The sequence below is a fragment of the Bradyrhizobium sp. SZCCHNR1015 genome (genome assembly GCF_032489875.1).
Classification (GTDB): Bacteria; Pseudomonadota; Alphaproteobacteria; order Rhizobiales; family Xanthobacteraceae; genus Bradyrhizobium.
The window spans coordinates 251,904-261,988 of record NZ_JAUEYW010000007.1 but is presented as its reverse complement, the minus strand read 5'-3'; the positions used below and the strand labels follow the sequence as shown (position 1 = coordinate 261,988).

Below are 10,085 nucleotides of genomic sequence, written 5' to 3'. Positions count from 1 at the left end.
CTCCCTTCAGATGTCGGCGAAGACGCCGAAATGATCGCTGGTGTTGCGGACGCGCCCGTAGTTGCTCCAGCCGGTCAGATTTCCGGCGCCGCCGATCCCGGGATAGTTCGCCGCCGTCGGCGCGCCCGGCCACCCCATCGGCGCCGCGGTGAACTGGTTGGCCAACGCGACGGTGCCGAGGGGAGGATTGTCCGGCGGCGCCATGACCCCGTTCATCGGCGTGCCGGTCACCGTGTTCATGATCGTGGTCTGATAGTTGTGCATGCCGTTGTGCGGCCAGACCAGGACGTTGTCGATCGAGTAGAACGGCGCGGCGACGAAGTTCGAGCCGACATAGCCGTAGCCGGGATAAAAGCTCTGTCCCGGCCCGCCGCCGTTGGACCAGAGAAACTTGGACGCCGCCGTCTTGTCCTTGCCGCGAATATGGGTGGAGAAATAGCCCTTGTACTGGTCCAGATTGACGGGAACGCCCACCGCCGTCGGACTGACGAGCAGCGTGTAGGCACCGGGTCCGCCGGTGAGCGGATTGTAGAGACCCGAGGCCGTTCCGTTGACGGCGAACAGATTGACGTTGAAGTCGCCGCCGATCACCCGCGTCTCGTTCACACCCAGGGCGCCGACGACGTCGTTGATCGTCGACATCGTGGTGATGTAGTTCGCCGCCGCGGGGTTGTTCGGCGGCGAATGGATGCCGAAGATGGTGAGGTCGCGCTGGACGTTGCCGAGATTGTCGACCTCAGTGAACGTCGCCATGAACGGCTCGCGCAACCCGGCGAAGGCAACGGGCGCGCCGAGCGTGGTCGTGAAGGCGATGCGCGCGGCCACGACGTCCTCGTTGAGCCCGCCATTGTGCTGAGCGGCCGCAGGAATCTGCCGGACGCCACCAAGCCCCGGGGGGACCAGCATTCCGTTGACGTTGACGGCACCGAGAGGCACCAGCATGCCGTTGTACGGCGTGGCGACGCCGCCGCCCGGCGGCACCGACATGCCGCCATGCCCGCCGGTCCAGATGTTGGGCCCGGTGAAGTAGCGGTTGAGGGTGCCCGCAGTGTTGGTGCGGCGATAGAGAATACCGACCGTTTCGGCGCGCCCGCCCACCCCGGTGTAGAGCGGCGGCACGGCGTTCCATCCGCCCGCCACCATGGTGGCGGGGTTGTTGAGCCCGAACTGCACCATGGCGAGCGCATTGATGCCGCCGGTCTGGCTCGCCAGCGCGTTGGGCGCATTGTCGCCGGAGCTCACCTCGATGATGACGATGATGTCCGGCTGGGTGGCCGTCAGCACGGCATTGATCACCGCGCGGCGCTGGATCGCGCTCTGCATGTCGTTGAGGCCGCCATGCCCGCGCTGCCGCTTGATCGAGGCCGAAAAGATCTTGTTGATCGAGAAGTTCTCGATGTTCCAGAACAGGATCCGCGTCATGTTGACGGCTCCTGCAGCTCGGGCTTGCGGGCGGCAAATGCGAGCGACTGCTCGCAGCCCGGATTGTCGTCGGCGACATAGGCGGCATACCAGCCGAGGCTGCCGGTGTTGTCGGGATCGCCGAACAGGAAGAACTGGATATTGGCGGACGGCGGCAGCTTGGCGATGCCGAAGATCTTGATCGCGATATCGTCGATCCGCAGGCAGTAGAACCACTTCGGCCCGTCTTCCGGCAGCTTGCGTCCCGATGCGGTCGGCACCGGCTGGCGCAGGATCGAGATCGCGCCGACCGCAACCTTGATGACGCCCTGGATGCTGAACAGGCTGGCGCCGGGCGCCGCGCCCGGCAGGCTCATGCCGATGAAGACCGCATCCTGCGCGTCCGAGCCGGTGGTGACCGGCGACCATGCCGCAAGCAGTTGCGACTGGAAGCCGACGCCGGAGGCGAGCGCTCCCGGGCCGCCCAGCGTGATGTCGTAGACGACGCCGAACCAGGGTCCCTCCAGCTCGGTCAGGTTGAGCTGCGAGGTCACCGGCAGGAAGCCGAGATCCGACGGCTTCTGATCGCCGGTCGCGTTGACGAAGCTCTTGAGCTGCAGTGCGAAGCCGCGGAACAGGCTGGTGTCGCGCATCCTCGAGCCGTTGAGATTCCAGGCCAGGTTGCCGGTCGCGACCTGGAACCGCTTGGCTCCGGGCGTCGCCTGCGGATAGGTCATGCCGATCACGAGGCCGGAGAAGGCAAGCCCGACGCCGAGCGCTTCCTCCGGCGTGTCGGGCGGGCTGCCGAACGACAGCAGGTCGAGCGTCTCTCCGATGGTGCTCTCAAGCGCCGTGAAATCGAACTGTCCCCAGACCAGGAAGTTGCTGGCCACCGTGGCGCCCTGGTCCTGGGTGCCAATCGTGTTGAACTGCACGCGGTCGAAGGCAACGGCCGGTAGCACGTTCGACGGGCTGGTCAGCACGTTGGTCGTGTTCTGCTCGAAGACATAGGCGCCGCGGCCGCCCTGGTCGACATAGCTGCCCTTGAGCACGATTCCCGTGAAGGGCTGCGGCGTGCGGCGCGAGTACAGCCGCGAGACCGGCGCGCCGAACAGCGCCGCGACCGAGAGCTGGACGTGGCTGTCGAACCGCGTCAGCCTGGCGTTCTCGAACAACGACTGCAACTGCAGCACGGTGAAGTCGAACTCACCGCTCATCTGCACCGCCACCGGCACGTCAGGCGCAACGCCGTTGGAGATGTTCATTGCATAGCGCGGATCTTCGTAGTCGATCAGGCCGAACAGGCTCGAATTGCCCGGGGGCATCGTGATCCGGCCGCTCCGGCCATCGACCGTGACGCGGCTGACGGTGAAGCCGAAATGATGGGCGTTGAAGCGGGTGAAGTCGATGCCGGCGGCAAGCCCCGCAATCTCCGGCGGCATGTCGCGCTGGCCGAGATCGGCCGCGAGCACGATGACGCCGGTCCAGTTCGGATCCTGCGCGATGCGCGCGAAATTCTCGTAGAATGGGCCGGACGCTCCCTTCGAACGCACGACGGCTTCCGCGATGTAGTCCTGCAGCCATTGCGACAGGCCGGTGTAGGACAGCGCGGCGGTGACCGGCGGCGTGCCGGGCAACAGCGAGAACTGCTCCGCCGACGTCCAGCGATTGGCATTCGTGACCCGCTCCAGCAACGAACCGGAGCAGAACTTCATGATGACAACGTTGCGGTAGGCGGTCGCCGACGCGCCGGCGCCGACCGCCGCGGTCATGGTCCAGCCCGCGATGTTGACGGTGTTGGCGAACTGCGCGCCGGTGCCGAACGGCTCCGGATTGACGGCGACGAGAAAGAGCTGGTTGGTCTGCAAGGCGTCCTGCATCGCCTGGGTCGGAGCAGATAGCGCGAATGGCAGGGTGTTGCCGTCGCGGTCGATCGACTGCGCCATGCTGACCTTCAGATAGGCACCCGTCGTCGGATCGCCCGCGATGATGAAGCCCTGCGGCGTCGTCCCATCGGTGCTCGGGCCGTCCGGCAGCGTGCCGCGCAGCGCGTGAGCCCGCGCCGCCTGCACGCGCGCCGACCACGTCTTGCTGCCATAGCTCGAGATCAGCGACTTACGGGTCGCGGCCACGATCTGGCTTTCGAACTGGACGAGCGTAGCGCCATCGAGGCCGCTGCTCGCAGCAGCTCCATAAGGCACCAGCGGAAACGTCTTGTCGCTGCCCTGGGCAAGCGGCATGAATGGCGGCGCCGATTGCAGGATCGCGACGTCCTCGGCGCCGGCGCCGGCCTCAGCCGCAGCGTAGATCGCGCTGCCTTCGGGCTCTGCGAGATAGTCGACGGCGCCGCCTCCGGAGACGATGGTCACCCAGGAGGTCTGATGCTCGTCCGTCAGGCGCGCCGCGACGGCACCGCTCGTGGGACGGTTGAGGTCCGCCGTCTCGAATGGAAACACCGGCGCGTAGCCCGGCTTCGAGGGAATGGCGTTGAGACGATCGTTCTGGGCTGCAGGCAGGCTGACGTCGTACGCCTTGAAGCTCAGCGCTTCCGATCCGAACAGTCCGCCCATCAGCTTCGCCAGCTGCCCCGCCGAGCTGCCATCGGCGCCGAGCGCGTAGTGGCCGGCCAGGCTCAGATAGGTCGTGCCTGTCTCGACCGCGGCCGTCTTGGCGGCGCTGGTCGCAAAGGCGAAGCCCCCTGCCCCGAGCGCCGGCGCCGTATCCGTGCTGCCAGCCCCGAGCGGCGTCAGTTGCACGACACGCCCGCCGGTCGTACGGAATTCGCTGGTCAGCGCCGGCGCCCCCTTGATGGCGAAACCCGAACGCAGATAGCCCTGCTCGAGCTGCTCTCGGCCGATCGCGCGGTTGGCCGGATCGCCGAGGTCGAAGGCGCCTGCGATCGAAAGCTGCGACGGCAACGCCGCCACCGTAATGGCGGCATATTGCGCAGCTTGCGGCGACGTCGTCGCGTTGTTGTTGATGACGTAGCGGACGCCCTGCTCCAAGCCCTGGCTGACGAACGCCTGCTTCGAATCGAGCAGCCCATCAAAGGTGACGCAACCGGTGTTGGCACCGCCGAACGGCACGTAGGCGTAGATGCGATTGTTGGAGGTCCGCGCAAGCCGAATGCCGAGCGGGTTGTCGCCCTTGCCCGAGAAGCCGACGAACGGAGGCGAGCTCAGCGCCGAGCCCGACAGGCGCAGCGCCCCACCATCGATCTCGATCCGGGTCTGATCGAGAATGTAGAATTTGGCGTTGCGGGCGAACCAGAGGTTCAGGTTGCCCGAGACCTGGTAGACCGGCGGCAGGTTGATGAAGGAGATGCCGTAACTCTCGAAGTCGCCAAACCTGACCGGATTGGCCGAGGCCAGCCAGACGACGGCGCGGTTGCGCGTCGCCTTGCTGATATAGGTCCGCACACGCTCGGCGAACCCGCCGGGATCACGATCAAGATCGGCGGGCCGCTGCGTCGCGAAAATATAGCTGCCACCGTACTTCTTCAGCGAGTCATCGTAGTTGATGAACGGTGGCAGCGACGAGCCCGTGCCGAGAAGGTAGCCGGCCCAGCCAACCGAGCCGGCAACCCTGGTCTCGTAAATCGCAGAGGAGTCGACCTGCTCGAACTGCGCTGACGCGGACGCGTCCATGCTCGTATCACCCGATCGGGAAAATGCCGAGCAAGGTGCCCGCCAGTGAATAGAGAGCGCGATCGTCGATGATATCGCCCTTGATGATGGTCACCGTATATTGCGCCGAGCCCAGCGCAGCATATTGCACCGTGATGCCCGCCTTCCATGTCGTCGCGCCGATCGTGATATCCGCGGCGAGAACCGCGGTGATCTGGGACTGCGAGACGATCGGCGTCCAGACCGGGATGCGGCCCTGGTACTGGAACGAAACGTAGGTCGTGTTGTTGGTGTCGCCGCTTGGCGTCGTCACCACGTTGCTGTTCGGACTGGTCGGCGTATTCACCGTCGGCAGCGCCGTGAAGGCGGCGCGTGGATACTCTTCGGTCCGCGTGGTCGCGGGCGGCGCTGCCTTGACATCCAAACCGATCGGGAAGATGCCGAGCGTCACGCCCTGGAGCAGGTAGAGCCCACGGTCGTCCACGATCTCGCCCGAGATGATGGTCACGGTGTACTGGGTCGATCCCAGCGCCGCATACTGGATCGTAATGCCTTTGCGCCAAGTCGTTGCGCCGATCGTGATGTCAGTCGCCAAAACGACCTGAGGTTGCGCCTGCGAGACAACCGGCGTCCAGACCGGAATGCGCCCCTGATACTCGAACACGAGCTGCGTCGTGTTGTTTTGATCGCCCGTCGGCGTCGCGACGACCTCGGTGTTGGGGCTTGTGGGGGTGGTGACAACGGCGGGAGCCGAAAAACGAAGGCCTTCATGATGAGCCATGGCTATCTCCTTTTCTAAAACACAGATTGAAACCCGCAGTACGCAACCGCCGGCGCGGCTGAAACGAATGGAAAATCAACTAAGCTACCAATGATTGAAATCTATCAGAGGTTGTGGCGTGTAACAGGGTTCGCCGCGGTGGTCAATCGGGCCAGATCACAGTCTTCCCCCCACGCCCGGTCACATTCTGGTGTTTACATTTCAGGCGAAGCCGGGCGCCGCTCAGCGGCTGACTTGTTTCCGGAGCATCTGCATCGCACGCTTCATCGCTGCGGACCGGATGAACGAGCCGAGCACGAATCCGGTAAAGCTGCTCTCCTTTCCGGAATCGACAATCTCCCCGCTCATCGTGACCGTGTAGTAGCGCCCCATCGGGTGCATGGTCACGGTCAGTCCCTTGCGCAGGACGATGCCTGCAATGGCAATGTCCTCGGTCAGCTCGACCACCACTTCGCCAATCGACACCAGCGCTCTCCAGCACGGGATCGTACCGTTGAAAAAGAAGGTCACCCAGGTGCTGTCATTCGTGTCGAACGTTGCAGCCACCTGCGCATTGCAATTCGTCGTCAGCTGGGTGTTGACGGTTTGATCGGTGAGCTGAGATGGCGCAGCGAGCAAGGCGACTCCCGTTCTCTTCAGGCGCTCAGCGTCGTGCAAAATGACCCGCTAGAGGGCAACAAATAACTAGCTGTGGTCGGTTTGCGAGTCCATTTGCAATCCGGCCCCTGCACCAGTCCGGACGGGGGCTCCGCAACTCACGCAGGGGCGACCATGCCCCTGGCCGTCACGTCCCGCGGATCGAGGAGTCCAGGCGGCTTTTCGCAACCGGCCCGATCCGCTGCAAGAGCTGCTCTTCCCGGGTGTCCTCAAACTCTAGCAGCCCTGTTGCCCGCTCCTTCCCCCTCCCGCCGATCGCATGCCGCGCGCCGGGAAACGCCTCGACCGGTGGTCGGACGCTGCTGACGGCAAAGTTGATTTTTCCATATTTTTCAATCCGTTGTCGTGACTGCAACGTGAGATGCCGCCGCGGCGGACGTCGCAAGCGGCAGACGCCGGAATGATCAGGCGCAGAATCATCTCCGGCCTGGACGCCTGATCGTCGCTCGGCGGGCGGCAATCCCGTCTCCGGCGGCGTGCGTCGGGTTGCCTCCAGGCCCTGCTGTTTCTACAACAGCCGGAGCGCCTCCCAAGCATCAGGACCATCCCCAAAAGTGAACGAGCAACGCTTCATCGGCTCGCTGACCGGCTTGCGCTTCGTCGCGGCCGCAACGGTCGCCATCGGCCATGGCGCCCCGTCGTTGGCGCAAGGCCCGCTGCCGGAGCTCATCGCACAAATCAGCAGCATCGGAATGACGATGTTCTTCGTGCTGAGCGGATTCGTCCTGTGGCTCAACTACGCCGAGCGCTTCCAGTCGCAACCGCTCGGAAGCGCTCTTCGCGAATTTGCCGTCGCGCGCTTCGCCCGGCTCTACCCCATGTACGCCGTGATTGCGCTCGCAGTCGTCGCATACATCGTGATTGCGCGAGGTCTTTCGGCCCCGTCGCTCGGCTTCATCCTCACGATGACGCAAGCCTGGTTTCCCGTGCAGAACGGCACCATGCTGGTCGCAGTCGTGCCATCGCTGCAGCACCTCTGGTCCATTAGCGTGGAGCTGTTCTTCTACCTGCTGTTTCCATTCGTCTGCCTGCTGTTTGCAGCCGTCGTCCGGCTGCAAACGATCATCTGGATCGCGCTGGTGAACATCGTGACGTTCGCGCTGACGATCGCGGCCGCCTTCACCTTCGGGGATGCGTTGCTGCGGGCCGTCGCGCCGAGCCTGACGCAAAACGGGATGCAGTGGCTCACCTACTACTCTCCCTATCTTCACATCGCTCAGTTCCTGGCCGGCTGCCTTGCCGCCATGATCTACAGGAACCGCGCCGATGCCAGCGTCGGTGACGGGGAGCGGCGCTGCGTGAGGCTCCTGTTCTGGCTTTCGCTGGTGAGCCTCATCTGTGCGCCTGTGCTGCTGTTTCTGCAGCCTCGTCTGCCCGGCTGGTCATTCGCGATCGAACTTGCCGTACGTCTCATCGAGATCTCGGGATTTTCGATCGTCTTCGTCGCCGCCAGTCGATACGGCCATGCCCCCTGGCTGTCGTCCAGAGCCCTGATCATTGGTGGCGAATGCAGCTATTCGATCTATCTGCTGCATCCCTTTCTCATTCGGCTTGCGATGATCGGAAAGTCAGATGCTCCTGGCGCTCTTGAGCTCGCACTGCGGCTCGGTCTGTTCGTTGCGATTGCGACGGCGATGGCCTGGATCACCTACATGCTCATCGAGGCACCGTCGCGGGCATGGTTACGGAGAGCCTTCCGCACCAGCGCACCACGCGACGTGATCCATGCGAGGCCGGTCTGAGCGCCGGAGCTTCGTCTTGCTCCTGATACAAGGCACGGCTCGCGACAGCCGTCGGTCCGACCCACGTTCTCGCGCCGGTGATCAGCCCTCGCATATTCACCTGCTGACACAGGCCTTCGCCTGTCTGCTCCATTTGAACGCGGTTCCGCACGGCGGTCTTGGCCGAGCGCCCGCGGGGCATTCGTTCCACACCGGCGCTCCCACCTCCCAGCCATTCACGACGCAGCCGCCATTCGGCGCGACGTGGCACCCTGGGCCGCAGGACTCATTGGCGTCCATCCGGCCGGCCCCTGCCGCAAGGCCGGTCAGTAGCACGACCGAGAACATCAGCCTCATCGCTTCGCTCCGTTGCCTCTGAGACGACGAGCCCATGCGACTGCGCCCCAGCTGAAACCATGAACGTGCCAAACCGTTCCTCAGTTTGTCGCAGCCTGCTCGAGCTGCTTTCGTCGGAGATCGTCGCCGCCAGCCTGTGACGAAACACCGCGCCGCCACCACACTCCAGCCCCACTACGCGCACGACTGCGCCATATCCGTGCACGGGAATGGGAAACCATCGTAGCGAGAAGGTTTTCACCATGTTGGGCGATGATTGCGCAGCCTGGGCGAGCCGGAAGCGGAAAAGTCACCTCTCCACGCCAGTTTGATCGTGGTGAGGCGCTGGGGCGCGCGCTTAGAAGCGGGACGAGCCAAACAACATCAAGAACCGGCGGCACGAACTGCCGGCCAGCCTTGGATCGTCCGGATGTATGCCGGACGGGCCCGTGGCGAATGCAGGGAGCGACAGATCGACATCATGACACGAAAGCTTTCAGTCCGCGAAGTCATTGCCAGATCCTATCCCAGTTGGGACTATGCCATGGCGGATCGGTTGATCGCATGGCTCGATCATTGTGGTTACGAGATCGTGGAGAAGAAGCCGGAGCGCACCGCGGCTCTCGTGACCGATGACGCGCGGCCACACGTGATCGGCGCTTGATGAATTGAGCGCCTTTCGCCGGGGCGCGGTGAACGATCAGCGCTCCTTGAGCGGCAGCGCTCGGGCGCCGCAGGAACTGTGCATCCCGTCCTGGGGTTCAGGATGACAAGACCAACGCTCGACGTTTCATCGAGCACCATGAGATCAGCGAAGGATCACCAATGTCTCGCAAGCTCACGCCACGCCAGGTCATCGCACGCTCCTACCCGACCTGGGATTACGCCATGGCCGATCGCCTGATCGCCTGGCTGGACGATTGCGGCTACGAGATCGTCGAAAAAGGAGCTGCGCATGTGGGCGCAAGCCTCGTGCCTGCGGCGCCGGAATCGACACCGTCGCATGAAAGCACACATTGATCCCGTCGCGATCACCGAGACCGCGAACGGGGTCTCCGGACACTCATTGGCATGAGACAGCCTGGCTCAGGCAAGCAGTTGCTTCTCGATTTCGTAGACCGGAAGCTTGACCAGATCCTTGTGGACCTCGCCATGCAGCGCCTTTCGTACCGCGTCGGAATAGTCGGCGCGGATGATCCCGAGCGCGCGCGGCGACGCCACCATCGTGACGGCTTTGGTTTCGCCTGAAATGACAGCATGATGCAGGCGATCGGCAAGCTGCTTGAGAAAGATACGCTCAGCCTGATCATGCCAATCCGTCTGATCCACTGAACTCCGAGCATTGCCAAATGACGGCTGCACCGAGCCGGGAGCGTCAGTGCCCTGAGCGCTCGTGCGGTCGTTCTCCTGTTCACGGACCTCTTTGGTGTGCAGGTTCGGAAACATGCTGTCACCGACGTTCTCGAGGATCAGCGCCTTGCGCCCGTCGCACACTACGATCCAATCACCGGTTCCGACCTTCATCTTGTCCATGAGATTACTCCATCATCCGAATTACAGCGA

Annotated in this window: 9 protein-coding genes; 3 read left to right on the top strand and 6 right to left on the bottom strand. The window is 63.9% G+C overall.

What is annotated here, in order from left to right; all coding sequences use genetic code 11:
* Positions 1–6: 6 nt before the first annotated feature.
* From QX128_RS14590 to QX128_RS14570, 5 genes are all read right to left on the bottom strand, one after another.
* Positions 7–1,422, bottom strand: a complete 1,416-nt coding sequence (locus QX128_RS14590) for a hypothetical protein (protein ID WP_316237764.1) — start codon at positions 1,420–1,422, stop codon at positions 7–9.
* Complete coding sequence (locus tag QX128_RS14585; protein WP_316237763.1) at positions 1,419–5,048, bottom strand: hypothetical protein; 3,630 nt, start codon at positions 5,046–5,048, stop codon at positions 1,419–1,421. Before QX128_RS14585 ends, QX128_RS14590 begins: the two co-directional genes overlap by 4 nt.
* Before the next feature lie 7 nt (positions 5,049–5,055).
* A complete protein-coding gene (locus QX128_RS14580) occupies positions 5,056–5,808 on the bottom strand; it encodes a hypothetical protein (protein WP_315804858.1) in 753 nt (250 codons plus the stop codon).
* A gap of 222 nt (positions 5,809–6,030) precedes the next feature.
* Positions 6,031–6,426, bottom strand: coding sequence for a hypothetical protein (locus QX128_RS14575; protein WP_316237762.1), 396 nt, complete (start codon positions 6,424–6,426; stop codon positions 6,031–6,033).
* Between the two features lie 166 nt (positions 6,427–6,592).
* Complete coding sequence (locus QX128_RS14570; protein WP_316237761.1) at positions 6,593–6,925, bottom strand: hypothetical protein; 333 nt, start codon at positions 6,923–6,925, stop codon at positions 6,593–6,595.
* Between the two features lie 94 nt (positions 6,926–7,019).
* Between QX128_RS14570 and QX128_RS14565 the strand changes: the two genes are divergently transcribed.
* The 3 genes from QX128_RS14565 to QX128_RS14555 all read left to right on the top strand — a co-directional run bounded on the left by QX128_RS14565 (position 7,020) and on the right by QX128_RS14555 (position 9,542).
* Entirely contained in the window at positions 7,020–8,207 is a 1,188-nt protein-coding gene (locus QX128_RS14565) for an acyltransferase (protein WP_316237760.1), read from the top strand.
* A 796-nt stretch (positions 8,208–9,003) separates the two neighbouring features.
* The gene (locus tag QX128_RS14560; protein WP_315804960.1) at positions 9,004–9,186 is read left to right on the top strand and encodes a hypothetical protein; all 183 of its coding nucleotides are present in this window, start codon (positions 9,004–9,006) and stop codon (positions 9,184–9,186) included.
* Positions 9,187–9,347: 161 nt separating this feature from the next.
* Positions 9,348–9,542, top strand: a complete 195-nt coding sequence (locus QX128_RS14555; RefSeq protein WP_315804854.1) for a hypothetical protein — start codon at positions 9,348–9,350, stop codon at positions 9,540–9,542.
* Positions 9,543–9,608: 66 nt separating this feature from the next.
* Here the strand turns inward: QX128_RS14555 and QX128_RS14550 are convergent, their stop codons facing one another.
* The gene (locus tag QX128_RS14550; protein WP_315804853.1) at positions 9,609–10,055 is read right to left on the bottom strand and encodes a host attachment protein; all 447 of its coding nucleotides are present in this window, start codon (positions 10,053–10,055) and stop codon (positions 9,609–9,611) included.
* Between the last annotated feature and the right edge of the window lie 30 nt (positions 10,056–10,085).

Bases quoted from the DNA above. Each gene is read 5' to 3' on its own strand.
- QX128_RS14555 (WP_315804854.1), top strand. From the start codon at position 9,348: ATGTCTCGCAAGCTCACGCCACGCCAGGTCATCGCACGCTCCTACCCG.
- QX128_RS14590 (WP_316237764.1), bottom strand. From the start codon at position 1,422: ATGACGCGGATCCTGTTCTGGAACATCGAGAACTTCTCGATCAACAAG.
- QX128_RS14550 (WP_315804853.1), bottom strand. From the start codon at position 10,055: ATGGACAAGATGAAGGTCGGAACCGGTGATTGGATCGTAGTGTGCGAC.
- QX128_RS14585 (WP_316237763.1), bottom strand. From the start codon at position 5,048: ATGGACGCGTCCGCGTCAGCGCAGTTCGAGCAGGTCGACTCCTCTGCG.
- QX128_RS14580 (WP_315804858.1), bottom strand. From the start codon at position 5,808: ATGGCTCATCATGAAGGCCTTCGTTTTTCGGCTCCCGCCGTTGTCACC.
- QX128_RS14560 (WP_315804960.1), top strand. From the start codon at position 9,004: ATGACACGAAAGCTTTCAGTCCGCGAAGTCATTGCCAGATCCTATCCC.